Origin of the sequence: Paractinoplanes globisporus DSM 43857 (genome assembly GCF_000379645.1) — a bacterium.
Classification (GTDB): domain Bacteria; phylum Actinomycetota; class Actinomycetes; order Mycobacteriales; family Micromonosporaceae; genus Actinoplanes; species Actinoplanes globisporus.
This window is the reverse complement of record NZ_KB903358.1, coordinates 109941-133591: the sequence shown is the minus strand read 5'-3', so window position 1 is coordinate 133591 and position 23651 is coordinate 109941. Positions and strand designations below refer to the sequence as shown.

At 72.0% G+C, this 23651-nt stretch carries 20 protein-coding genes and 1 pseudogene; 9 read left to right on the top strand and 12 right to left on the bottom strand.

The annotated features are described in order from the left end of the window. Window positions 1–14: 14 nt before the first annotated feature. On the bottom strand, window positions 15–917 hold the full coding sequence (locus tag A3CQ_RS0149960; protein ID WP_026207098.1) for a hypothetical protein: 903 nt from the start codon (window positions 915–917) through the stop codon (window positions 15–17). 140 nt (window positions 918–1057) lie between these two features. Between A3CQ_RS0149960 and A3CQ_RS0149955 the strand changes: the two genes are divergently transcribed. Continuing rightward, a complete protein-coding gene (locus tag A3CQ_RS0149955) occupies window positions 1058–3805 on the top strand; it encodes an AfsR/SARP family transcriptional regulator (protein ID WP_020518519.1) in 2748 nt (915 codons plus the stop codon). An 84-nt stretch (window positions 3806–3889) separates the two neighbouring features. Further along, window positions 3890–4429, top strand: coding sequence for a hypothetical protein (locus A3CQ_RS0149950; RefSeq protein WP_020518518.1), 540 nt, complete (start codon window positions 3890–3892; stop codon window positions 4427–4429). 7 nt (window positions 4430–4436) lie between these two features. Here A3CQ_RS0149950 and A3CQ_RS0149945 read toward each other — a convergent pair whose 3' ends face one another. Next, window positions 4437–5708 (bottom strand): YbiU family protein, encoded by a 1272-nt coding sequence (locus tag A3CQ_RS0149945; protein WP_020518517.1) that lies wholly within the window; start codon window positions 5706–5708, stop codon window positions 4437–4439. Window positions 5709–5796: 88 nt separating this feature from the next. Between A3CQ_RS0149945 and A3CQ_RS0149940 the strand changes: the two genes are divergently transcribed. Genes A3CQ_RS0149940 through A3CQ_RS0149930 form a run of 3 tightly spaced genes read left to right on the top strand, consistent with a single transcriptional unit; the run spans window position 5797 to window position 9461 of the window. Then, on the top strand, window positions 5797–6939 hold the full coding sequence (locus A3CQ_RS0149940; protein ID WP_020518516.1) for an ROK family transcriptional regulator: 1143 nt from the start codon (window positions 5797–5799) through the stop codon (window positions 6937–6939). Between the two features lie 30 nt (window positions 6940–6969). After that, window positions 6970–8277 carry a GH1 family beta-glucosidase gene (locus A3CQ_RS0149935; RefSeq protein WP_084699573.1) on the top strand — a complete coding sequence of 436 codons (1308 nt, stop codon included), beginning with the start codon at window positions 6970–6972 and terminating at the stop codon, window positions 8275–8277. After that, the gene (locus A3CQ_RS0149930; protein ID WP_020518514.1) at window positions 8274–9461 is read left to right on the top strand and encodes an MFS transporter; all 1188 of its coding nucleotides are present in this window, start codon (window positions 8274–8276) and stop codon (window positions 9459–9461) included. Before A3CQ_RS0149935 ends, A3CQ_RS0149930 begins: the two co-directional genes overlap by 4 nt. An 83-nt stretch (window positions 9462–9544) precedes the next feature. On the opposite strand, the gene A3CQ_RS56825 is transcribed toward A3CQ_RS0149930, so the two are convergent. From A3CQ_RS56825 to A3CQ_RS63495, 5 genes and pseudogenes are all read right to left on the bottom strand, one after another. Further along, window positions 9545–10306: an AfsR/SARP family transcriptional regulator gene (locus A3CQ_RS56825; RefSeq protein WP_020518513.1), complete on the bottom strand. Its 762-nt coding sequence runs from the start codon at window positions 10304–10306 to the stop codon at window positions 9545–9547. Beyond that, entirely contained in the window at window positions 10303–10497 is a 195-nt protein-coding gene (locus A3CQ_RS61935) for a hypothetical protein (protein WP_040434336.1), read from the bottom strand. Before A3CQ_RS61935 ends, A3CQ_RS56825 begins: the two co-directional genes overlap by 4 nt. Window positions 10498–10581: 84 nt before the next feature. Beyond that, window positions 10582–13041: a winged helix-turn-helix domain-containing protein gene (locus tag A3CQ_RS0149915; protein ID WP_020518511.1), complete on the bottom strand. Its 2460-nt coding sequence runs from the start codon at window positions 13039–13041 to the stop codon at window positions 10582–10584. Window positions 13042–13164: 123 nt separating this feature from the next. After that, window positions 13165–14721: a carboxylesterase/lipase family protein gene (locus A3CQ_RS0149910; protein ID WP_020518510.1), complete on the bottom strand. Its 1557-nt coding sequence runs from the start codon at window positions 14719–14721 to the stop codon at window positions 13165–13167. Between the two features lie 201 nt (window positions 14722–14922). Further along, window positions 14923–15084, bottom strand: a pseudogene (locus tag A3CQ_RS63495) (molybdopterin-dependent oxidoreductase); the annotation flags it as partial. Between A3CQ_RS63495 and A3CQ_RS0149905 the strand changes: the two are divergent. Next, on the top strand, window positions 15083–15877 hold the full coding sequence (locus A3CQ_RS0149905) for a sulfite exporter TauE/SafE family protein (RefSeq protein WP_020518509.1): 795 nt from the start codon (window positions 15083–15085) through the stop codon (window positions 15875–15877). The pseudogene A3CQ_RS63495 and the gene A3CQ_RS0149905 sit on opposite strands and share 2 nt — an antisense overlap. Before the next feature lie 95 nt (window positions 15878–15972). Here the strand turns inward: A3CQ_RS0149905 and A3CQ_RS56815 are convergent, their stop codons facing one another. Then, window positions 15973–16743, bottom strand: a complete 771-nt coding sequence (locus A3CQ_RS56815) for a COG4315 family predicted lipoprotein (RefSeq protein ID WP_020518508.1) — start codon at window positions 16741–16743, stop codon at window positions 15973–15975. 251 nt (window positions 16744–16994) lie between these two features. On the opposite strand from A3CQ_RS56815, the gene A3CQ_RS0149895 reads away from it, so the two are divergent. Both A3CQ_RS0149895 and A3CQ_RS0149890 read left to right on the top strand, forming a co-directional pair. Next, complete coding sequence (locus A3CQ_RS0149895) at window positions 16995–17528, top strand: sigma-70 family RNA polymerase sigma factor (protein ID WP_026207095.1); 534 nt, start codon at window positions 16995–16997, stop codon at window positions 17526–17528. Continuing rightward, the gene (locus A3CQ_RS0149890; protein ID WP_020518506.1) at window positions 17525–18244 is read left to right on the top strand and encodes an anti-sigma factor family protein; all 720 of its coding nucleotides are present in this window, start codon (window positions 17525–17527) and stop codon (window positions 18242–18244) included. Before A3CQ_RS0149895 ends, A3CQ_RS0149890 begins: the two co-directional genes overlap by 4 nt. On the opposite strand, the gene A3CQ_RS0149885 is transcribed toward A3CQ_RS0149890, so the two are convergent. Continuing rightward, window positions 18245–18859: an NADPH-dependent F420 reductase gene (locus A3CQ_RS0149885; RefSeq protein WP_020518505.1), complete on the bottom strand. Its 615-nt coding sequence runs from the start codon at window positions 18857–18859 to the stop codon at window positions 18245–18247. 54 nt (window positions 18860–18913) lie between these two features. After that, complete coding sequence (locus A3CQ_RS0149880; RefSeq protein WP_020518504.1) at window positions 18914–20281, bottom strand: pectate lyase family protein; 1368 nt, start codon at window positions 20279–20281, stop codon at window positions 18914–18916. Between the two features lie 328 nt (window positions 20282–20609). On the opposite strand from A3CQ_RS0149880, the gene A3CQ_RS0149875 reads away from it, so the two are divergent. Next, window positions 20610–21125: a P-loop nucleotide/nucleoside kinase family protein gene (locus tag A3CQ_RS0149875; protein ID WP_157297272.1), complete on the top strand. Its 516-nt coding sequence runs from the start codon at window positions 20610–20612 to the stop codon at window positions 21123–21125. A gap of 81 nt (window positions 21126–21206) precedes the next feature. Here the strand turns inward: A3CQ_RS0149875 and A3CQ_RS0149870 are convergent, their stop codons facing one another. Together A3CQ_RS0149870 and A3CQ_RS0149865 are read right to left on the bottom strand one after the other, a co-directional pair. Further along, the gene (locus tag A3CQ_RS0149870) at window positions 21207–22286 is read right to left on the bottom strand and encodes a pectinesterase family protein (protein WP_084699568.1); all 1080 of its coding nucleotides are present in this window, start codon (window positions 22284–22286) and stop codon (window positions 21207–21209) included. Between the two features lie 360 nt (window positions 22287–22646). Continuing rightward, window positions 22647–23645, bottom strand: coding sequence for a LacI family DNA-binding transcriptional regulator (locus A3CQ_RS0149865; RefSeq protein ID WP_020518501.1), 999 nt, complete (start codon window positions 23643–23645; stop codon window positions 22647–22649). Window positions 23646–23651 lie beyond the last annotated feature (6 nt).

Below are 23651 nucleotides of genomic sequence, written 5' to 3'. Positions count from 1 at the left end.
GCTTCACCATCCGTTCAGAGCATCGCGGTGATGTCCCAGACCGCCGCACCCACGGCGGGGGCGCCGTCCCGCATGAAGTAGTCCCGCAGCCGGGACGGCAGCTGGCGGATCTTGTCCTGCAGCGGGGCACTGGCGAACTTGAAGTACCGCGAGGCCTCCATCTGGGCGTGTACCACCACCGCGCGAACCGGCCGGGGCACCGCGAGCAGGACAACCAGCGACGGACCGGCCTTCTCGAGATGTGCCGCGTCGTCGATGCGCCAGTGCACGTACTCCATCCCGACCGGCGTGTGCGAGATCCGCGCGCGCGTCACGCGGTAGCGGAACGGGCCGAGCGCAGCGTGCACGCCGGCCGACGCGGACGCCTCGAGGCTCGCGGCCGCCTCGACCGGGACGCCGAGCGGGGTGAGATCGATGTCCGGTGTGGCGACCCGGAACCGCGCGGACGGATCGACGCTCACGTCGACCTGGCCGCCGACGTCCACGACCTCGTCGATCTCCGGCCCCGGCAGGACGTCGAGAGCGACGGGCCGGCGCTGACCGGCCTCGGCGTCCCGGTTGAACTCCACATGCAGGTCTAGCTTGTCGAAGCCCCAGTTGCGCGCCGGAAACAGCGAGACCGGGGCGCACAGCCAGTACAGCCGGAACTGCCGGAGCAGCTCGCCGGCGCCCACCGGGACGGGCACGCCGGGCGCCGCGAGCGCCGCGTCCTCGATGCGGAACACGAGCGCGTCACGCGCCAGCCCCACCTGGTCGGCGGCCAGGTCCCGCAGAAGGTCGCCGTCCGCGGAGGCCGCCGCATGCGATCCCAGCGTGCTGCCGAGCGCGTCGATCAGCTCGGCGGCCTCACGAAGCCGATCGGCGCGGTCGGCGGCCGGATCCGTCATCGCCATCATCCCCAGGAGCAAGTTGATCACTCAACGTGACCATGAGGACAGTCTCGCGCGGTCCGGGCGCCGGGCACAGGGGAGGACGCCGTCCCGACTGTCGGCTATCCGGCTCCTGGCCTGGCCAAAGGGCGTGACTGAAGCGCTTAAGATCAGCTTCGGTGTCTTCGATGATCGAAGTGTGCGTTCTCGGGCCCCTGGAGCTGCGGGCCGGCGAGCCCGTGCCGCTCGGCGGCCACCAGCAGCAGGCCGTGCTGGCCATGCTGGTGGCGGCCCGTGGGCGGGTGGTGCCGGCCGACCGCATTGTCGACCAGGTGTGGGGCGGCGAGCCACCGGCGAGCGCGACGGCCACGCTCCAGGCGTACGTCTCGAGGCTGCGACGACTGCTGGAACCGGACCGCCCACCGCGGGCCGCGCCCAGCATCCTGATCTCCGAGGCGGCCGGCTACGCGCTGCGCCTGCCCACCGCGGCGGTCGACGCCTGGCGGTTCGAGCGCGACGTCACGCTCAGTGGCGATCTGCCGCCGCAGCAGGCGCTCGGCGTGCTGCGCGAGGCGCTCGGCCGGTGGCGCGGCGTGCCCTACGAGCAGTTCGCGGACGAGGAGTGGGCGCGGGCCGAGGTCGCCCGCCTCAGCGAGCTGCGCCGAGCCGCCCAGGAGCGGGGCATCGCCGCCATGCTGCGGATCGGCCGGATCGGCGACGCGGTGCCGGCCGCCCGGGCCCTGGCCGACGCGGAGCCGCTGCGGGGCGAGGCGTGGCGGCTGCTGGCGCTCGGGCTGTGGGCCGCGCATCGATCGGCGGAGGCGCTCGACGCCCTGCGCGAGCACCGGCAGCACCTCGCGGACGAGGTCGGACTCGATCCCGAGCCGGCGCTGTCCACGTTGGAGCGGGCCATCCTCGGCCAGCGGACCGAGGTGCTCGACCAGGCGGTCGGAGGTGCGCAGGTACGGCCGGCGCAACTGCCGCGGAGCCTGGCCGGTTTCGCGGCGCGGGAGGCGGAGCTCGACGAGCTCACCCGGTTCGCCGGGACCCTCGCGGTGATCAGCGGAGCCGGCGGGGTGGGCAAGACGACGCTCGCCGTGCGCTGGGCGCACGCGGTCGCCGATCGCTATTCGGACGGGCAGCTCTACGCCGACCTTCGCGGCTTCGGACCCGAGGAGGCGCCCGCCGACCCGGCCGACGTGCTGTTCGGCTTCCTCACCGCGCTCGGCGTGCCCGACCATCGGGTGCCGCCCAGCCTCGGCGAGCGGGTCGCGCTGTTCCGCAGCGTGCTCGCCGGGCGCAGGATGCTCGTTCTGCTCGACAACGCGGCCGATGCCGATCAGGTGCGATCGCTTCTGCCCGGAACGCACGGCTGCACGGTCGTGGTGACCAGCCGCAACCAGCTCGGCGGGCTGGTCGTCGCGGAGGGCGCGCACACGCTGCGGCTGGACGCGTTCGACGACGAGGAGGCGCGCGGCTACCTGCGCCAACGGCTCGGCGCCGAGCGCACCGACCAGGACGCGGCCGCCCGCGACGAGATCGTGGCGCGCTGCGGTGGGCTGCCGCTCGCGCTGGCCGTGGTGTGCGCGCGAGCGATCACTCGGGACGCCTTCTCGCTCGACGTGATCGCCGCCGAGCTGCGCGACACCGGGCTCGACGCGTTCACCGTGGAGGGGTTCCAGCACGATCCGCGGTCGGTCTTCTCGTGGTCGTACCGTCACCTGCCGTCGACGGCGGCCGCGCTCTTCCGCCACCTCGCGCTGCACCCCGGTCCCGATGTCACGCGCGCCGCCGCGATCAGCGTCGCCGGCCCCGACGCCCGCGCCCTGCTTCGCCAGCTCTGTAACGCCCACCTTCTCGACGAGCACCGCCCCGGCCGGTACGTCTACCACGACCTCGTCCGCAGCTACGCGGTCGAGCTGGCGCACCGCTACGACGACCCCGCGCGGCACCTCGACGTGCTCGGCCGGCTGGTCGACCACTACCTGCACTCGGCCGGGAACGCCGTCGAGCTGTGCTTCCCGTTCCGGACGTCCCGGCGGCCGCCCTGCCCGCCCGACATCGAGCCGGAGACCTTCGACAATCCCAGGGACGCGTACGCCTGGCAGGACGCTGAATACGAGAACGTCATGGCGCTCACGGAGGCCTGCGATGACGCGTACCTCGGAGCGTTTGTCTGGGTTCTCTGCCCCCATCAGCAGGACATACGCTTCCACGTGCGCGACTCGATCGCCTTGGCGCGGCGCGCGCTCACGGTCGCCGAACGGTCGCGGGAGCAGTGGTGGGTCGGGTTCCTGCAGTACGTGATCGGCCGTGGCCACCTGCGACTCAACGAGGTCGAGTCGTCCCGTGCGCCGCTCGAGGCCGCGATCGCCGTCGGGCGCGCCACGAACGATCCGACCCGGCTCGCGCACGGCCTGCTGAGCGTGGCGACCGGCATCGTCGGCGTGCACCGGGTGCCGACCCGCGAGCAGACCATGACGGCCTATCCGTACGCGATCGAGGCGCTCGCCGAGTACCGGCGGCTCGGCGACGAGACCGGCCGGGTCGAGGAGGCGAACGCGCTGCACCCGATCGCCTGGTACCACTTCTACCGCCCCGGCGGCCGGGAGAAGGCCCAGGCGCTCCTGCAGGAGAGCATCGACATCAACCGGCGCAGCGGCAACCTGCACGGCGCGGCCGGCAGCTGGATGCACATGGCCCGCTTCCGGTCGGAGACGGGCGATCCCGCGGGCGCGGTATCGGCGTTCGAGCAGGCGCTGGAGCTGTACGGCGACATGCAGGACCTGCGGATCGAGCCGCTGATCGGGCTCTACACCACCCACCTGGCGGCCGGGGACGAGAAGGCGGCGGCCCGGGCCCGCGCGGAGGCGTTGAGCCTGCTCGACACGGCCCGCTACCCGGACATCGACCGCCTGCGGGCCATCCTCGGCTGACGGCCCGGCTGACGGCCCGGCCCCAGGCCGGTTGAGTACGGCGACTCACGTGGCGCGGGGCCGGCCTTCCCTAGGTTGAGGTCCATGACTTCGACCATCGACCTCGACCGTCCGATCAGGAACGAACGCGACCGTCGCCGCCCTTGGCTCATCGGCCTGGCCGTCGTCGCGGGGGTCATCGGGATCGCCGCCGCGACCGGATGCGCCTACGTCGTTACCCATGCCGGGAACAAGGCACTCCCGCCCGGCCTCCACACGGTGGAGGTCTACACCGTCGACGACGCGATCAGCACGGTCGTCCCGGCGGCCGACCGTCCCGGCACCGTCGGCCGGTTCATCGGCATGTGCGACGCCGACAGCTACTACATCGAGGTCGACGGCGGCGGGCAGTGCGTGGTCCTGAACGGCTCGCTCGGCACGGTGCAGGCGACCGGCACCCGCGACGGCGTCGCGCTCACCGCGGCGGAGGCGGCCAAGGTGCGCGACCTCGTCCGGCGCGCGGACGGCGACACTCCCGAGCCGGCCACCCGCGTGCTGCTCGGCTACGACGACGGCTGGGCGGGCCTGGTCAAGGTCGCCGACCTCGACGCCGGCGGCCCGGTGACCGGCACCGCGGTCGGCTGAGTTCGCCTCAGTTCGCCAGGCCCAGGCCTCGGCGGCCGATCTCGTTGAGGCCGCCGGGCCGGAAGCGGTTGGGCCAGTCGCGCTCGTAGTGCTCGGCCGGGAAGTCGCTGGGGCTCTCGCCACTCAGGAACGCCTCGCGGACGGAGGCGGCGTACGCCTCGTTGCGGGGGCACCAGGGCGCGGCCGGGATGTACATGACGTTGCCCCAGCCCTTCTGGGCCTCGACCGGGGCCACGGAATGGATCATGTCGCAGTGCCACCAGACGGAGTCGCCGGCGCGGACGTCGGGGATGCCGGAGAGGGCCTCCATGAGCGGGGCGTGCCACTTGTGGCCGGCCGGGAAGACCTGGTTGACCGTCACGCCGCACATGTCGTCGTCGGGCACGTCGGGCAGCAGCGGGCGCAGCATCAGGTACGCCATGGCCTCGGGGATCGGCACCGTGTGCAGGACGCCCTGGTCGTGGTCCATGTCGGACAGCGCCGTCCAGCCCTGGAAGGTGCGGAAGACCGAGCACATCGTCGAGCCCGGGTACTGGGGGCCGGCCGTGCGGTGGGCGGCGTCCCACGGGTCGTACTGCTCGACGGTGCCGTCGAAGAGGTGCCGGAACGCCTGCTGGAAGGCGCTCGTCATCCACAGGTCGAGCGTGCCGGGGTCGAGGTGGGTACCGAGCCCGGCCGAGTCGGCTCCCTCGGGACGACGGCGGATGCGGTCGGGATAGAGCGAGTCGCGGCCGGGATCGAACCACTGCTCGCCGTCGTCGGAGGTGTGCTTCCACTGCCCGTTCAGAAAGGCCTGCACGGAAGCCATCCGCGAGCTCTGCCGGGCCTGCATCTGCGCCGGCGACCAGTAGATCGGGTAGATCTCGGGCCGCGACCCGACGCTGCCGAAGAAGTCGTCGCCGGGCCCGCGGTAGTTCTCGAAGAAGTGGTTGCTCTCCACGTAGTCGACGATGCCGCGCTCCCATTCCAGCGCCTGCGACCGCTCGAAATGGCCGCGCACCACGAGACACCCACGACGGCGCAGCAGGTCGAGCTGCGCGGCGGGGACGGTGCCGGCGGCGATGTCCGAATACTCGATCTCCGGCCAGACCGGTCGGCCGTCCCGGCGGGCGGACGAGATGTCGTCGACGGCGGCCTGGACACGCTTCTCGACAACGGCAAAAACCTCCTCGACCGTACGCCCCGACGCGGCGATCCGATCGCGAAGCGCCGCCTTGATCTCGCGCGTGGCGGCGCCGAGGTCGGCCGGTGTCTCCTCCCAGTGCGGCAGCAGTGTCATCGTGATCCATTCTAGTCAAGTGGCTTAACTAGAACCGACTGTAGGTGGCGCGCGCTTTCTAGGCAAGGGCCCTGACTAGAATCGGCACATGACCGACGCCAAGCCGTCGCAGGACCTCGTCCGGGCGCGCACCGACGAGCACGTGCTGCGCGCCCTCATGCAGCACCGGCGCCTGACCCGGGCCGAGCTGGCCACCGAGATCGGCATCTCCCGGCCGACCGCGGGGGAGAGCGTCCGCCGCCTCACCGAGCGCGGCCTGGTGGCCGACACCGGCGAGCGCACCCCAGGCGGCCGCGGCCGGGGCCGGGTCGGGTCGTACTACGCGCTCGCCCCCGAGATCGGCGTGGCGCTGGCCGTGACGATCGCTCCGGCCGGCGTGGTGGCCGAGTGCCTCGACGTCTACGGCGACACGGTCACCCGCGCGGTGCGCCCGATCGACCGCCCCGCCCGCCCGGCCCAGGTCGCCGGCGCGCTGCGCGACGCCGCCGCGTGGGCCGTCGAGACCTCCGGCCGCCCGGCGAGGCTGGCCGTCGTCGGCGCCGCCGACCCGGTCGATCGCGCCACCGGCCGCCTGGTCCACCTCCCCGACGCCCCGTTCCTGGTCGGCGAGCTGGACCCGGCCGCCATCCTCGCCCCGCTGGTGCACCCGCGACCGATCACGGCCGAGGACGGCGAGGCACTCGAGGTCATCGTCGACAACGACGTGAACTGGGCGGCACTCGCCGAGCCCGGCCGTCCGGGCGACTTCGCCTACCTCTATCTGGGCGAGGGCCTCGGCTGCGCGATCGTCAGTGACGGTGAGGTCCGCCGCGGCCACTCCGGCCTGGCCGGCGAGATCGCCCACCTGCTGACCGTGGGTCCCAAGGGCCGCGCGATCCCGTTCATCGAAGTCTTCAATGAGCTCGGCCTGCGCCGCCCCGGCACCACGGCGATCGACGTCGACCGGGTTCTGACCAGCAAATCCGGCGCCCGCAAGACGATCGCCGCCGCCGTGGCCGGAGCGATCGCCGCCGTCGTCGCCCTCGCCGATCCGCAGCACATGGTGATCGGCGGTGAGTGGGGTCCGGCCCTGATCGACGTCATCGAGGCCGCGGCCAAGGAGCTGCCGCGAAACGTCCCCATCCGGGCCGCCGCGCACACCGGCACCACCGAGCCCGTCCTCGCCGGAGTGAAAGCCGAGGCCCTGCGCCGCCTGCGCTCTTCCGTGGTGTGGGCTCAGTCACTAACCTGAGCTGCATTCACCTTTGGCGGGAGGGTTGAGGTGGGCGCGCTTTCAGGTTTTCCCGAGGGGTTCCAGGTGGGGGTTTCCACCGCTTCCTACCAGATCGAGGGGGCGGTGCACGAGGGTGGCCGCGGGCCGTCCATCTGGGACACGTTCGCGCACACGCCCGGCCGGATCCTCAACGGCGACACCGGCGACGTCGCGTGCGACCACTACCACCGCTGGGAGGAGGACCTCGATCTCCTGGCCGGGCTCGGCGTCGACGCCTACCGCTTCTCGGTGGCGTGGCCCCGCGTCCAGCCGGACGGCACCGGCCGGCCCAACCCCGACGGCCTCGATTTCTACGACCGGCTGGTCGACGGCCTGGTGGCGCGCGGCATCGCCGCGGTGCCGACGCTCTTCCACTGGGATCTGCCGCAGGCCCTTGAGGACCAGGGCGGATGGCTGAGCCGGGAGACCGCGCTGCGCTTCGGCACCTACGCGGGGCACGTCGCCGACCGGCTCGGCGACCGCGTCCAGCGCTGGATCACGCTGAACGAGCCGATCGTGCACATGGCCCAGGGCTACGCCTTCGGGACGCACGCGCCCGGCCGTGAACTGCTCCTCGATGCGCTGCCCGTCGCCCACCACCAGCTGCTCGGCCACGGCCTCGCGGTGCGGGAACTGCGGTCACGAGGTGCCGCCGAGGTGATGATCACCAACAACTGCACGCCGGTCGTTCCCGCTTCGGAGAAGGACGAGGACCAGGTCGCCGCCATGATCTACGACGGCTTCCACAACCGGCTGTTCAACGATCCCGTACTGAAAGGCACTTATCCGGAATTTCTCGCGGCGGGCCTCGAGCCGGTCATCCAGCCCGACGACATGGCGATAATCCGGACCAGCCTCGACGCGCTGGGCATCAACTACTACAACCCGACGAGGGTCGCGGCCGCCGAGGGGGACCTGCCGTTCGAGATGGTCCCGATCGAGGGCGTGCCGACCACCGCCTTCGGCTGGCCGGTGGTCCCCGAGGGCCTCCACGACCTGCTCACCGGCCTGAAGACGACCTACGGCGACGATCTCCCGCCGATCTACATCACCGAGAACGGCTGCTCCACCGCCGAAGACCTCGACGACCGGTTCCGCATCGACTACCTCGACCGCCACCTCGCCGCCGTCCGCCGCGCCATCGTCGACGGCACCGACGTCCGCGGCTACTTCGTCTGGTCCCTGATGGACAACTTCGAGTGGGCCGAGGGCTACAGCCAGCGGTTCGGCCTGGTCCACATCAACTTCAATTCCCTTGCCCGTACGCCCCGGGCGTCGTACCGCTGGCTGCAGGCGGCGCTGAAGGAGCGGGGATGACCGCGGCCGTCACCCAGCGCGTCGGCGCCCGCTGGATCGCCCTGCTGAGCCTGGCCAACCTCGGCCTGTGGATGGGTTACTTCGGCCCGCTGCAGGTGCTGCTGCCCAACCAGATCGAGGACATCGCCGGCAAGGACAAGGAGACCGCGCTCGGCGTCATCACGGCCATCGGCGCTCTGGTCGCGGTCGTCGCCGGCCCGCTCGCCGGCGCCCTCTCCGACGTGACCACGGCCCGCACCGGCCGCCGGCACACCTGGATCGTCGCGGGCGCGCTCTTCGGCGGCGCCGCCCTGGTCTTCCTGGACGGGCGGCACACCCTGCTCTGGGTCGGCATCGGCTGGTGCCTGGCCCAGGCCGGTCTCAACACGCTGCAGGCCGGGCTCACCGCCGTCATCCCCGACCAGACCCCGGTCGGGCAGCGCGGTCTCGTCTCCGGCTGGGTCGGCCTCACCCAGTCCGTCGGCGTCGTGGCCGGCGTGCTGCTGGTGACCGCGGTCGGTGGCGGTTACGCCGCGATCGCCCTCGTGGTCGTGCTGACCGCGCTCCCGTTCGTGCTGGCCACCCGCGACCCGGCCATCTCCCACCCGCCGCGCTTCGCCGCGTTCCGGTTCGACGCCTTCCGCGACCGCGACTTCGCCTGGGCGTTCGGCACCCGCTTCCTGGTGCAGCTGGGCAACGCCATGGCCACCCTCTACCTGCTCTACTTCCTGCGCGACCGGGTCCATCGCCCGAACGCCGACGACGACCTGGCCGTGCTCATCGTCATCTACACGGTCGCCACGGTCCTGACCGTCGTGGTCGGCGGCGTGATCTCCGACCGCACCGGCCGCCGCAAGCCCTCGGTGATCGTCTCCGGCTACGTGATGGCCGTGGCCGCCGCCCTGCTCGCCTTCTGGCCCACCTGGACCGGCGCGATCGTCGCCGCCGTGATCCTCGGCCTGGGCTTCGGCGTCTACCTCTCGGTCGACCAGGCCCTGATCACCCAGGTCCTGCCGGCGGCCGACGACCGCGCCCGCGACCTGGGCGTCATCAACATCGCCAACTCGGCGCCCCAGGTGCTCGGCCCCGCCATCGCGTTTCCGCTGGTCTCCTATCTGGGCGGCTATCCCGTGCTGTATCTGGCGGCGGCCGCCGTGACGATCCTCGGCTCGGTCCTGGTCACCCGCATCCGGGGCGTGGCCTGACCCGGCGACGCGGGCCTGATCACGCGATGCGCGCGGGCGGCCCGGCGCCGTCGCGCACGGGGGCACGTGACGACGCCGGGGACTCAGGGGACGGCGAGCTGCAGGACTCGGCCGTCGCCGACGAGGATCCGGCGGTGCAGCTCGCGCAGCTCGGCCGACGGGCGCACACCCAGCTGGTCGGCCAGCAGGCGCCGGACCTTCTCGTAGTGGGCCAGGGCATCGGCCGGGCGCCCGGCCCGGCACAGCGCCGTCATCAACAGCCCGTGGTACGACTCGGCCAGCGGCTGCTCGGCGACCAGGCCCCGCAGCCGGGCCACGGCGTCGGCCGGCCGGCCCAGCTCGATCGTGGTGGCGGCGAGATCGGCCACCGCCGCGCGGCACTGCTCGGCGAGCCGGGCCCGCTGACCGGCCAGGAAGTACCCGGTGGTGCCGGCCAGTGGGGTGCCGCGGTGCAGGTCGAGCGCCTTCCGCAGCAGCGCCGCCGCCGTCGCGTGGTCGCCGCGGTGCATCGCCTCGGCCGCCGCCCGCGTCCGGCGGCGGAAGACGAAGACGTCGACCGCGTCCGGCGGGACCTCCAGCTGGTAACAGCCGGACACCCACTCGATCTCGGCGCCGGGCAGGGCGCGGCGCAGGCGGGAGAGGTACGTGCGGACCGTGCCGACCGCCGTGACCGGCGGATCGTCCGGCCAGAGCGCGTCCACCAGGTCCTCCGTCGTCGTGACCCGGCCGGAGCGCAGCAGCAGGACCGCGAGCGTGGTGCGCTGCTGCGGGCTGCCCAACGGCAGCTCCACCCCGTCCCGCCAGGCACGGACCGGGCCGAGCAGCGAGAACGCCGGGCCGCTCACGCGCCGCGCAGCTCGGTCACGTGCCGGCGGTCCTGCCGGCGGCCGGCCAGGCGCCACAGCACCTGCGCCTCCTCCTCGGCGGCCGCGCCGGGCTCCCCGGCCGTCAGCGCCTCGTCGACCGCGATGAGCGACTTGTCGAGCCGCTGGTGCTGCTCCTCCATCCGGGTGTGGGGCGTGGTCGTGAGGGGCACGGCGGAAACTCCTCAGGCGTCGGCGACAGGAGGGACGCCGGGATTCTGGCTCAGCCGACTTGACCGCCACTTGCAAAGGGCCCGCTACAACAGCCCCTGCCGCCGGGCCCGCACCACGGCCTCGCGCCGCCGGGCCGCCCCCAGCTTGCGATAGATGGACCGCATGTGCGCCTTCACCGTGTTCACCGAGATGCCGAGGTTGTCGGCGATCTCGTTGGCGGTCAGCACCGTGGGCAGGAAGCGCAGGATGTCGCGTTCCCGTTCGCTCAGTGCCTCGGTCAGCGCCACCGCCTCGGTCGCGGCCGACGCCTCGAACAGGTCCGGGCCGCGGCCGTCCTCCTCCTCGAGCCAGCGCTGCCGCCCCGCGAGCGCGGCGACCCGTGCCGGGTCGAAGCGGCGGAACGGCCCGCGGATCCCGTTGCGGCGGGCCAGCGCCCTGGCCCGGGACATCGCGTCGACCGAGCGGCCCACGTGCCCCTGCGCCTCGGCGAGCAGCGCCAGGGCGATCCAGGCGGTCACCGCGGCCACCATGTCGGGGCTGTTCCCGGCCCGGACGAGCAGCTCCTCGGCGGCGGCGTGGTCGCCGAGCGCGAGGTAGGCACGGCCGAGGCAGACCTGCTCGGCCGGGCGCAGCGCCGTCTCACCAAGCCGGTACATCGCCACCACCCGGTCGGGCTCGTGCAGGGCGAGCGCCACGTCCCCCTCGGTGAGCCGCAGCCAGCGGTCGAGGCGCGGGGCGGCCAGCGCGGGCGGCGCCTGCTCGCGGGTCGTCTCCAGCAGCGCGCGGGCGGCGACCGGGTCGGCCGCCGACAGCAGCAGCTGGATCCGCACGAGCGCGGCGAGCATCGAGGTGATCGTCTCGGGCGGGTTCATATCGGTGTGCAGGGCGCGGCGCAGCGCGGACTGGGCCTCGGCGGTGCGGCCGCGTTCGACCTCGACCAGCGCGATCACGAGATGGGACATGGCGGCCTGCGGCGTGGACTCCATGTGCAGGTCTCGGGCCAGCACCTCGCCGGCGGCCGCGTGCTCCTCGGCCTCGCCCAGCGAGCCCTGCAGGTAGGCGAGCAGGCCGAGGTAGCCTTGCGCGTTGATCTCGACAAGCTGAACGCCGGCCGAGCGGGCCGCCGTCATCCCGGCCCACAGGTACTGGTCGGCGTGGTCGAGGGTGTCCGTCCACAGCAGGCCGACTCCCTTGTTGCTCAGCGCGAACGCGCGGAACTGCAGCAACGTGGGCACCTGATCGAGGCGTGCCGGGCGCAGCCGCTCGAGGGCGCGGGTCGTCACGGCGACCAGCCGGGGCATGTCGCCGCCGTTCCGGACGACCGCGCCCGCCTCGAAGAGATCGAGCGCCACGTCGATGGCGACGCGCCGCTCGGGGCCGCGGCCGGTCAGCTGGCGGCGGGAGCGGACGATGTGGTCGCGCAGCGCCGGCTGGTTGCCGTTGGCCCACATCAGCACGCCCGCGCAGAGGCTGAGCTCGGCGGTGGTCGGCAGCAGCGCCTCCGGGATCCGCCGGATCGTGTCGACCAGCTCGTTCCGCCGTTCCGACATGATCATGACGATCGCCTGCTCGGCGATGAGCCGGCCGATGTAGGGCCAGTCCCCGGCGAGGCGGGCGTGCCGCAACGCCTCGGAGATCAACCGCTCCCGGGCGTACCAGCGGGAGATCAGCCCGTGCAGGGCGGCGGTGGCGTCCGGCTCCTCCCGCTCGACCTGCTCGCACAGGGCGTCGCGTAGCTGGTGGTGATACCGGAACCAGCGCGAGCCGGCCGGTTGCCGGGTGACGAACCCGGTGGCCCGCTGCAGGTGCTCGAGGATCTGCTGCCCGTGCGTCTCACCGGTCAGCGCGGCGGCCAGCTCGGCGCAGATCAGCTCCGGGAAGCAGGTACGCAGCAGGAACCGGCGCACGGTCGGCGGCTGGGTGGCGACCACCTCGTGCAGCAGGTAGTCGCGGGTGGCCTCCCGCGGGTCGCGGGCCTCCGCGGCCAGCCGCAGTCCCAGCGGCCAGCCCTCGGTCCGTTCCAGGACGCTTTCCTCCACGCCGGACGCCTCGTCCGCGTCGAAGGCCAGCTCGGCCGCGCCGATCTCGGTGAGCTCGCCGGCCGCGCGCAGCCGGTGCAGGGGAAGGCCGGCCTCGCCCCGGCCGGCCAGCACTATCCGCAGCCAGTCCCGCCGCTTCTCGACGAAAGCGGCCAGGTCGCCGGCCGAAGGCGCGCCGTCCAGCTCCTGGAGATTGTCGATCACCAGGGTGACGGCCTTGTCCTCGTACTCGGCGCAGTCGTCGACGATCAGAACGCCCACCGACTCGAGCACCTCGGCGACCGCGCCGGCCAGTTCGCGGGGGCCGCGGTGCTCGCGGCGCACGGTCAGCCACGCGACCGGCCCGGGCTGGGTGTCCGACCAGGACATGACCAGGGTCGTCTTTCCCCAGCCGGGGCCGGCCCGCACGAGCGTCACCCGTCGCCGCGGGTCGTCGAGGAGCGCGAACAGGCGTGGGCGGGGAACGATCCGGCCCCCGCCGTGCGCTCCCGCCGACTCGGTCATGACACTCCACCCTGTAGGCCGTTCTCAGGTCACATCAGGCAGATCAGTACCGCACGGCCGGGATCATAAGCTGATGTTGATATGGGCATGCCCTCTTGTTGGCGGCGTGTCGATAACCGTTTCTCAGGCGGGCGCCCAGAATGCGCATTTATGCTCATCGACGTACCTATTGTCGGTGATCGGAGTGCTCGCGCCGCCGGCTCGCAACTGCATCACGCGGCCGTCGTAGCGGGGCCAGCCGCCGCCGGGCGCGCCGCGCGCCACGAACGTAGCCCAGAAGTCCTTCATGTCGCGAGCCAACCGCCGCTCGGCGGCGTTGAACGTCGGCGCGATCGGCGTGCCGTTGTCGAAGCTCGGGAACAGATAGGCCAGTTCGGCCGCGTGCCCGGCGCCCCAGACATATCCGGGAATCGGCGTCAGTCCCGGCCCGGTGCGATGCCCGAACTCATAGGCGTACGTCTTTGTCCAGCGCGCGAGGTCGCGGGTGAGCTGCCGCTGCGTGCAGCCGCCGATCCCGGCGATCACCCCGGAATCGGTCATCACGGCGCCGATCAGATAAGCGGCCGTGAACTGGTCGCTGCTCGCCGGCCACGGATATTCCGCCCGGACCGCCGGCGCGCGGTCGCCGAATGTGGAATTCGTCCAGTCGATGTAGTTCTGCTCGGTCGCCCCGATGAATCCCTGAGCGAACGTGCGTCCCTCGTCGCGGTTGGCCCCGGTCACGACCGGAACTCGCGCGAATTGGCCGCCGGCAATGGCCTCGGCCGGGTCGCGAGGCAGCGTCGGCGTTCCCCGGACCAGCGCGTATCCGCCCTGCGGCGCGTCGATCAGGGTGCCGACCGGCGTGTTCCGCAGGCAGGTGACCATCGTCGCGGCCGCGCCGCATCCCACCGCGGTGGCCAGCTGGTTGCCGCCGGTTTCCGCATTTTCCTCCGTACGGGAGTAGCACGAGCCGCTCTGGGTCATCGCCTGAGCGAAGAGCCCGTTCGACCCCGGCGCCGTGAGATGCCCGCAGACCGACCAGCCGCCGGCCGATTCCCCGCCCACGGTGACGCGCCGCGGGTCGCCGCCGAAGGCCGCCACGTTCCGCTGGATCCACCGCAGCGCGGCCTGCTGATCCTGGAATCCGTAGTTCCCCGACTCGCCGGCCTCGGCGGTCAGCCCGGCCAGCCCGAGGAACCCGAGCACCCCGAGCCGGTAGTTGAACGAAACCCCGATCACGCCGGTCTGCCGCACGATCGCCGCCATGTCGGCCTGGTTCGAGCTCCCGTTGACCAGGCCGCCGCCGTGGATGAACACGTAGACCGGCCGTTTCTCACCCGAGCGCGTTCCGCTGGGCCGCTGCACGTTCACGAACAGGCAGTCCTCGGCCTCGCTGCGTGGGCCGTTGGTGCTGGCCGTGGCCGCGCACCGGTTGCCGAACGCGGTGGCCTCGGCGACCCCGCTCCACGGCTTCGCGGGCCGCGGGGCCCGCCACCGCAGGTTGCCGACCGGCGCCGCCGCGTACCGAATCCCGAGGAAACTGTCGACCCCGTGATCCCGGAACCCCTCGACGAGCCCCTTGTCGGTCCGCACCACGAGCCCGCCGTGCCCGCCGTTTGCCCAGGCCGTGCTCCCCGGGAGGGCGAGCACCACGCCCAGCACCGCCCCCGCTATCGCCTTGAGCCGCCAGTTCCGCATGGTCCCTCCTCGCCCGATCAGGAACGCCGCTGTAACACATCCGAAACAAGCCCAATCCATATGGGTGGATGTGTCAAGCGCGGCGATTCTCGAGCGGCTGGAACGCCGCGGCCGACCTGCTTGTCTCGCCCGTGTCCGCCGGGAGTTGACCCAGCCCGCGACCGCGGTGACGGGGTGATGGACCCTGTTCCAGGGCGAGAACAGTGGCTGGTCGCAGACCTCGATCCGGCCCACCCACTTGATCGAGTAGATCCCGATCCAATGCGGCACGATGAGCCGGACCGGATGGCCGTGGTCGCGGCCAGCGCCAGGAACGTGCGCCGGGAGAAACCCTGCGCTGCTATGACTTAGGCTGCCCGGCATGATCATCACCTGGGAAGCCGCCGTGCTCGCGCTCGGCGCCGGGCTGATGATCGCGACCGTCACGACTCCGGTCGGTGTCTCCGGCGCGGTGTTCCTGCTACCCGTGCAGTTGAGCGTGCTGCACGTTCCCAGCCCCGCGGTGACGCCGACCAACCTGCTGTTCAACGTGGTCGCCGGACCGGGCGGGCTGCTGCGCTTCCGGGCCCAGGGCGGTCTCGCCGGGCCGCTCACCCGGATGCTGCTGATCGGCACCCTGCCCGGGGTCGTCCTCGGCGCGGTCATCCGCGTCTTCGCCGTCCCGGGCCCGCGGGTGTTCCGCCTGATCGTGGCGATCGTCCTGCTGCCGCTCGGGCTCTGGCTCTGCGTCAGAGCCCTGTGGCCTGCTCCGCCATCGACGACCGGCCGCCCCCTGCCCGGCCGGGCGATCATCGCTCTGGCCGTCGCCGCCGGAACCATCGGCGGGATCTACGGCATCGGCGGTGGCTCCCTGCTCGGCCCGATCCTCGCCGGCCGCGGCGTCCCCATCACCCAGCTCGCTCCGGCCGTCCTGGCGTCCACCTTCCTGACCTCCATCGCCGGCGCCGCCACCTACGTCGTCCTCGCCGCCACGACCAGCGGCACCATCGCACCCGACTGGGCCCTCGGGCTGCTCAGCGGCCTCGGCGGCCTCATCGGTGGATACGTCGGCGCCCGCCTGCAACCTCACCTGCCCGAACGCGTGCTTCGACTGCTGCTCGGTGTCCTGGCCACCGCACTGGCCACTCTCTACGCGGTTCAGGCGGCCACGTTCTGATCGGGCTGGCGCCACATGCTTTTCCGCACGCGTACGGCAAAGAAAATGACCCGCCGGCAGCTTGATGCGCTGCCGGCGGACCCCCGATGTTTTCTTCAGTTGGTCTTGAGGGGGAATCCCGGAATCGCCTTGGTCTTGGCGCCGTCCGGGCTGATGGCGAACCATTTGCCGTTGACGCCCTGTCCGTTGATGTCGCCCGGCTTCGCGTCGGCGATGAAGTAGTAGACGGGCCAGCCGTTGATGGTCACCTGGCAGGTGTGGTCGGCGCGCTCGATGTAGCCGATCTCCTGGGGGTCGATGCCCTTGGGGAAGATCTTGCCGGGCGAATGGATGAGCAGCGGCGGCCAGGCGGTGGCGCAGGAACCGTTGCAATTCGACTTCGACGGCTTGTTGGTGTCGTTGTCGAAACGGTAGAGGGTGCGGCCGGCGCCGTCGGTGACATAGGTGCCGATCTGGTCGTTCTCGACGGCGTTCAGCTCGACGGTGTGGCTGCCCTTTGTCTTGTCGGCGTTCGGCGTGATGTCTTTGTCGGACGGGCCGCTGAAGATTTTGACCCATTTCTGGGTCTTGGCGACGGTCGGCTTCACCGTGGGTGCCGACCCGCCCGCCCCGGAACCCTGACCGGTCGCGTTCGCGCTGGGGGACCCCGAGGCGGACGGGGGCGCTGTCGCCTCGGGCGCGTTCGCGCCGGTCAGGTCGCCGGGACCCTCGGTGGGCGGGGGAGCGTCGGGCGATCGGGTCAGCGCGATGGGCAGGCTGATCCTGTCCGTCGACGGCGCCTGCCGGCTGCCGCAGCCCGCGAGACCGGTGAGCGTGATCCCGGCCAGCGTGACCACAATGATCGTCGTGTGTTTGCGCGTCATCATGGCTGCTCTCTCCTTGTGCCACCGCCCGGCTGGATCCGGGCCTGCCATCCACACGACGCGATTTCCGGGACGGTTCACCCGGGCGTGCCAATGTCTCAAGATCTTTGATCCGGTTGGGCTACCTCGTCGTATCTCAGGTAGCCGCGGCACAGTACGTTCTTCGATGTCGCCTTCGGCGAGTCCGTCGCACCATGCTGGACGACGGACCCGTACGAAACGGCACCGTTGGTGCCGCGGGAGAAAGAGACGCGATGCCGTCACCGAGGACCAGACCGCGCCGGGAGGTGGCCGATGAAGCACTGGTCAGATCGTTGTTCAATGAACACGGCCGGGCCATGCTCGCCTACGCCACGCAGCTGACCAGGGACCGCGCCGCCGCCGAGGACGTGGTCCAGGAGGCGCTGCTGCGCGCCTGGCGGCACCCCGACAGCCTGGACAGCGGCAAGGGATCGGTGCGCGGCTGGCTCTTGACAGTGGTCCGCAACATCGTGCTCGACCAGATACGTGCCCGGAACCGGAGGCCTCCGGAGGTGCGGGAGAGCCCGCCGGACGCCGCGGTCGAGGGCGACCACGCCGACCGGGTGGTCAACTCGATGGTGGTGGTCGACGCGCTCAGCCGGCTCTCCGCCGAGCACCGGGCGGTGCTCGAACAGGTCTATCTGAAGGGCAACACGGTGACCGAAGCGGCTGAGGCGCTCGGCATTCCGCCGGGAACGGTGAAGTCCCGGTCCTACTATGCGTTGCGGGCCCTACGCGAGGCCGGCACGGAACGGTTGGCATCATGAGTACGCCGGAGAGCACGAACCCGACCAACGATCACGTCGATCTGGCCGGTTACCTGATGGAGATGCTCACGCCCGACGAGAAGCAGCGGGCGGACTCGCATCTCGCGGGGTGTGCTGCCTGCCGCGAGGAGATCGAGTCGCTGCAGGAGTGGTCCTCGGCGCTGCGGGACATCCCCGAGGAGATGCTGCTCGACGGCCCGCCCGAGGACGCCGACCTGGTGCTGCAGCGCACGCTGCGACAGGTGCGGCAGGAGTCGTCCGGTGGCCGGTTGCGCCGCCTCACCGTGCTGACCACGGCCGCGGCGGCGATCATCGCGGTCGCGGTCGGCGGCGGTGTCATCCTCGGCCGGGGCACGGCGCCCGAGACCCCGCCGCAGGCGCAGGGCTCGCCCTCGGCGTCGGTGCCGGCCGGGACGCAGTTCGTCGCGGCGGCGGACCCCGCGACCGGGGCGCGGATCAACGCGACCATCACGCCCGCGATGGGATGGGTGCGGCTGAGCGCGACCGTCGGCGGGATCCCGGCGGGGGAGAAATGCCGTCTCGAGGTCGTCGGGAAGGACGGGTCGGCCGTGCTGGCCGGGTCCTGGCTGGTGTCGCCGGCGGGTGAGGCCAACGGGACGACGCTCAATGGGAGCGCCCTGATCGAGCCGTCGCAGGTGGCGGCGGTCCGGGTCGTGAACACCGACGGGAAGCAGTTCGTCAGCGTCAACGTGTGATCAGATGTAGTCCCCGAGCACACCCGCGAGCACCTCGGTCGCGTCGGCGACGTCGACCTCGGTCAGCTGCAGCGGGCCGCCCGTCTCGGTGTACTTCGCCGTGTCCGCCCGCCCCGCGAAGACCGGCGCGAACCCGAGCTCCCGGATCAGCTTCGACGCCGTCAGTCGGGCGTCGACCAGGTCGGTGCAGACGAACTCGGCCAGCAGCGGATCGTGCCCGCGCCGCCGGGTGAGCACGCTGGCCGGCAGCGTGTTGAACGCCTTCACCCAGTGCGCCTCGGGCGCCCACCGCATCAGCGTCTCGAGCCCGCTCATCCCGTCCGGCGTCGCCTCCGGCGGATTCGTGGCGTCGATGACGACCTTGCCGGTGAGCGAGTCGCCGGCGAGATCGATGACCTCTCGCGCGGACGGCCAGTCGGGCGCGAACAGCACCGCGTCCCCGTAGGCCACCGCCTCGGCCACCGGCATCGCCGCGCCGTGCTCGCCGAGCCGGCCGACCAGGCCGCCGAGCCGCTCCGGGTGCCGTGACGTGACCGCCACGTCGTGCCCGCTCTCCACACACCACTCGGCCAGGGTCGCGCCGAGCTGTCCTGCCCCGATGACGCCGATGTGCATGCCTCCAGCGTGCCCGTTCGCCCACCCGCGGGGTGGGCGAACGGCGTTTTTCGTTCAACACCCGAGGTGGCGGATCCCCACGCTCGCTGCGACGACAAGCGGCACTGCCCAGGCCGGATCCACGCGGGTACGGAGGGTGGGCGTCCAGCCCGCGTCGGGCGTCAGATCGGGGTCGTACGCGGCGTTGTAGGCGGCCACGAGGTCGACCGGCTTCGCCTTGTTGCCGACCTGCACCAGCGAGCCGATTGCCGTGATCCTGGTGCCCTTCCAGTAGTGGACGACGTTCGCGGCCGGGACGTCGGCGCTGAGCCGGAAGTAGTTGTTCTCGGCGTAGATGCTCGACTCGACCCCGACCCCCAGCGAGTACTGGTACAGGTCATCGGTGGCCACGTACAGGTTGTCGTACACGTCGACCTGCCCGAACCGCACCCGCGGCGCCCGCTGGAGCACGTTGCCGAACCGGTTGTGATGCACGGTCACCCGCAGCTTCCCGACGTCCACGCCCGGCGTGTCGGTCGAGCCGATCAGCATCGTCTTGTCGTGGTCGTAGTAGTCGTTGTACGACACGGTCACGTAGTCGGACCCCTTGATGATGTCCGACGCGCCGTCGTGCACCTGGTACGGCCGCCCGAAGTAGAGCGGCTGGTCCTCGTCGTGGTTGTTGCCGTCGCTGAGCGTGTTGTGGTCGATCCACACGTTTGTCGCGCCGGACAGCGAGATCAGGTCGTACAGCGAGTTCCAGTTGCCGGTCGACCCGTCGGTCGGGTCCCATGCCGGGAAGCAGTCGGCCGCGTCGGTCACCTCGAGATTGCGGACGATCACGTTGCTGACGCCGGTGAGCACCAGGCTGCCGTGCGTCAGCCGGCCGCCGTTGATCCCGACGATCGTCGTGTTGCTGCCGACGTTCACCTTGATCGTGTCGCCCTGCTTCTTCGCGGATCGCACCCGGGCGTCCTCGAGCGGGCCGGTGGGCTTGGTCGTCCTGCCCCAGACGGCCGGGTCGTAGGCGGCGAGGAAGGCGTCGAGGCTGTAGTCCGGGTCGGCGAACGCGTCACAGCCGACCGGCTTGTTGTCCGCCTCCACCCGCAGGTCGATCTTCCCACTGACGTAGACGATCTTCGGCGTGGCGTTCTGGCCGTTCGTGGCGGCGTCCCCGCCCAGGGCGGCGATGAGCTCGGCCCGGGTGGTCGCCACCGCGACGTGGGTGTCGTCGGCGGCCGAGCCGCCGGTCGTGCCGGTGCCGGCCGCGGCCCAGCCGTCATTGGCGGGCAGGGTCTGGCGGCCCAGACGCAGGGCGGAGGCGTTGATGCCGCCCTTCGCCGCGGCGATTCTCGCGGCGTTGTTCGCGGCTTTCTCCGCGGTCACCCCGGCGGACGCTCCGAGAGCGCCCGCCGGGGGAGCGGCGCCGGCCGACACGGCCAACGGCGGGCCGGCTATCCCCAGCGCGGCGACAGCGACAAGGACAGCGGCGGAAGTGGCTGCAGAGGGCATGGCATCTCCTAGACCGGCCGGTGGCGGCCGTGAACAACGCAGGAAAGCGCTTGCCTGGCAACATTCACACGCGCGTCGACCCCAGTCAATGCCTCGGACAACGCAGAAAATTTGCAGCCCGCACCGTGGTCAAATCGGCCGCGCACCCCCGCCGCCCTGGCCAAACGGCACCGATTGGCCAACCCGGGCGCCTCCGCCCAAATGCCCCGTCCGGCCGGCGAATTTGCAGCCCGTCGTGCTGCCCTGTTTCGCTGTGGTCATGACGGCATCGGACCCGAAGCTGTACATCGTGACCGGCCTTCCGTACTCCGGGAAGAGCACCCTCGCGCGGGAACTGGTCGGACGTTTCGGCTTCGGCTACGCGTCGGTCGACGCCGAGATCACGGCCGGCGGCCACGACGTCACCGTCATGGACCAGCGCGACTGGGACGCCGTCTACACCAGCGCCTTCGACCGGCTCGAGTCGCTGCTGCGCTCCGGCCGCACCACCGTCTTCGACGGCGGAAGCCTGAAGCGGCACGAGCGCGATTCCCTGCGCGCCGTCGCCACGACCTGCGGCGCCACGCCGGTGCTGATCTACGTCGACGCGTCACCGGAGGAGGTGAGGTCACGACGGCGGCGAAACGCGCTCACCCGCGAGCGAGCCCACCTGGCGGACGAGACGATGACGACGGCGCTGGCCATGTTCGAGGAGCCGGCGGCGGCCGAGCACCCCGTCCGTTACCACGCGACGTGCGACCTCGACCGCTGGATCGAGACGACCATCGCCGAGTAGCGACCCGCCCGTTCGCGGGCCGCGGCGGCGGACTGCCGGCAACGGCCTGTTCCGCGGGTCCGCGGCGGCGGACCCGAAGCGCTACCGGCAGGACTGCGGGCGCCATCCGTCGGCGCCGCGCAGGAACGCGGTCATCGTGTTCGCCGCGGCGTCGGCGTCGCTGAGCTGCGGCCGGTCGGCCGACGGGACCGCCCCGGGACCCCGGTTGTGATACTCGGCGAGTCGCGCCTCCCGCCACGGCCACGTCCCGAAGTCGCTCCAGGCCGGGGAACCGATGTGTGCGCCGATCCACGACTCGCGGATCAGGGTCTGGCCGATCGCGTTCGGGTCGTTGCTCGGGTGCCACGGCCGCCCGAGGAACACCGTTCCGGCCGGCGCGTCCGAAGTGAGCATGCAGCGGTGGAACAGCAGCCCGTACGGATTGGTGACGTCGGTGCTCGGCGCGGTCACGTACCCGTTGGGGCTGGAGTTGCGGTTGAGGGAGTGGATCCGGCACCGGTCGAAGACCGCGGTAGCGCGCCCGAAGATGAAGTCGACGTCGCCCTCGACGTAGCAGAAGCGGAAGTACGCCCGCGCCACCACGCCGGCCGCGCTGCTGTTCACGTACAGCGTGTCCTGGTTGCCGAGGAACCGCACCCGGTCGAACTCCACTCGGTCGGCCCGGGTCAGCACCGCCACCGCCTGCTTCGACGTGATCTCCGGATGCCCCGCCTCGTCGAACAGGTTCGCGAAGGTCAGGTTGCGCGCCCGGAACCCGGCGCCGTCGACGGTGACCGAGGCGCTGCCGGTGGTGCCCCAGGGGGTGCCGTCCGGCTTGAGCGTCCCGTTGGCCCGGTCGTCGGCGATCACCACGGCGTCCGGCCCGGCTCCGAGCCCGGCCACGGTGATGAACGGCGCCGAGGACGGCACCTTGACCTGTCCGAGATAGGTGCCCGGGCGTACGGCAATGGTCACGGGGGTGGTGTTGCCGGCGGGCACGGCGTCCACCGCGGCCTGGATCGTCGCGAAGTCGCCGCTGCCGTCGGCCGCCACGATCGCGAACGGGGGAGCGCCCCGGGCGGTCCTGCCGGGGGTGGCCTGGGCCGGCGACGCGACGGCCGCCGTCAGGGCCGTGCCGGCGATCCCCCCACCGGCCAACTCTAGGAACCTACGTCTGCGCATCAGTCGAACCTCCTAAGGAAAGCCCTTTCCTGCGGAAGTTAGGCCCATCGATGCGTACCCGTCAATACCGGATTTCCGGCCGGCGGGCGAGTGGCCGCCGGCGCCGCACCGACCGCGGCGCCGGCACCGCACCGACCGCTGCACCGACCGCGGCGCCGGCACCGCACCGACCGCTGCACCGACCGCGGNGCACCGACCGCGGCGCCGGCACCGCACCGACCGCTGCACCGACCGCGGCGCCGGCACCGCACCGACCGCTGCACCGACCGCGGTGCCGACGCCGCGCCGACCGCGGTGCCGACGCCGCACCGGCCGCGGTGCCGACGGCGTCACCGGCCCGCGGCGCCGGCCGTGAAGCCTTCAGAGTGCCCAGGTGCTCTCGCGCTGCACCAGTTCCGCCGCGATGTGCTCGACCCTCGGGGCGTCGCCGGCCTCGCTCAGCGCCAGCCGCATGGCCCGCTCGCCGAGCTCGGTCAACGGCAACCGCACCGAGGTCAGCGAGGGGGTGACGTCCCGGGCGATGGGCATGTCGTCGAACCCGATCACCGCGACCCGCCGGTCCGATCCGCGCAGCGCGGCCAGCGCGCCCACGGCCATCGAGTCGTTGAGCGCCAGGATCGCCGTGACCTCGGGGAACTCCGCCAGCACCCGCTCGGTGGCCGCCACCCCGCCGTCCCGCGTGAAATCGGAATGGACAATCCGCTCCTTCGGCAACTTACGCCGATATTTCCGGACCGCCCGCCGCAGACCCGCGAGCCGGTCGTACGTCGTCGTCAGCGCCATCGGCCCGGCGATCACCGCGATCTCCGTGTGCCCCAGCTCGAACAGATGCGCGGCGGCGAGGAAGCCGCCCTCCTCGTTGTCGGGCATCACCGCGTCGCCCGTGTGCTCGTGCCGCCCGATGACGGCGATCCGCCCGCCGGTCGCCTCGAACGCCCGCAGCCGATCGTCGAGCCGGGCGGCGGTGTCGGCGTCCAGGTATCCCGATCCCGCGATCACGATCGCCGCGACCTGATGGGCGTGCAGGAGATCGATGTACTCCAGCTCCCGGTCCGGCTGCCGGTAGCTGTTGCAGATGATCGCCAGCCGCCCGTCCGCCTCCGCGACCCGCTGCAGCCCCCGCGTGATCTCCGCGAAGTAGGGGTCGGACACGTCGTGCACGATCACCCCGACCGCGCTGCGATGCGACCGGGCCAGCATCTGGGCGTGCGCGTTCGGCACGTACTTCAGCTCGGCCACGGCGGCGAGCACGCGGGCCCGCAGCGCGTCCGCGACCGGCTTCGGGCTGCCGTTGATGATCCGGGACGCGGTCGCGGTGGACACTCCCGCGTGGCGCGCGACATCCGCCAAGGTGGCCATGACCGG

Coding starts and splice junctions, on each gene's coding strand:
- A3CQ_RS0149870 (WP_084699568.1), bottom strand. CDS start 22,286: ATGCGCAGACGTAGGTTCCTAGAGTTGGCCGGTGGGGGGATCGCCGGC.
- A3CQ_RS56815 (WP_020518508.1), bottom strand. CDS start 16,743: ATGATGACGCGCAAACACACGACGATCATTGTGGTCACGCTGGCCGGG.
- A3CQ_RS0149910 (WP_020518510.1), bottom strand. CDS start 14,721: ATGCGGAACTGGCGGCTCAAGGCGATAGCGGGGGCGGTGCTGGGCGTG.
- A3CQ_RS0149865 (WP_020518501.1), bottom strand. CDS start 23,645: ATGGCCACCTTGGCGGATGTCGCGCGCCACGCGGGAGTGTCCACCGCG.
- A3CQ_RS0149945 (WP_020518517.1), bottom strand. CDS start 5,708: ATGACACTGCTGCCGCACTGGGAGGAGACACCGGCCGACCTCGGCGCC.
- A3CQ_RS0149950 (WP_020518518.1), top strand. CDS start 3,890: ATGACTTCGACCATCGACCTCGACCGTCCGATCAGGAACGAACGCGAC.
- A3CQ_RS0149905 (WP_020518509.1), top strand. CDS start 15,083: ATGATCATCACCTGGGAAGCCGCCGTGCTCGCGCTCGGCGCCGGGCTG.
- A3CQ_RS0149895 (WP_026207095.1), top strand. CDS start 16,995: ATGCCGTCACCGAGGACCAGACCGCGCCGGGAGGTGGCCGATGAAGCA.
- A3CQ_RS0149940 (WP_020518516.1), top strand. CDS start 5,797: ATGACCGACGCCAAGCCGTCGCAGGACCTCGTCCGGGCGCGCACCGAC.
- A3CQ_RS0149930 (WP_020518514.1), top strand. CDS start 8,274: ATGACCGCGGCCGTCACCCAGCGCGTCGGCGCCCGCTGGATCGCCCTG.
- A3CQ_RS0149915 (WP_020518511.1), bottom strand. CDS start 13,041: ATGACCGAGTCGGCGGGAGCGCACGGCGGGGGCCGGATCGTTCCCCGC.
- A3CQ_RS0149885 (WP_020518505.1), bottom strand. CDS start 18,859: ATGCACATCGGCGTCATCGGGGCAGGACAGCTCGGCGCGACCCTGGCC.
- A3CQ_RS0149955 (WP_020518519.1), top strand. CDS start 1,058: ATGATCGAAGTGTGCGTTCTCGGGCCCCTGGAGCTGCGGGCCGGCGAG.
- A3CQ_RS0149890 (WP_020518506.1), top strand. CDS start 17,525: ATGAGTACGCCGGAGAGCACGAACCCGACCAACGATCACGTCGATCTG.
- A3CQ_RS0149875 (WP_157297272.1), top strand. CDS start 20,610: ATGACGGCATCGGACCCGAAGCTGTACATCGTGACCGGCCTTCCGTAC.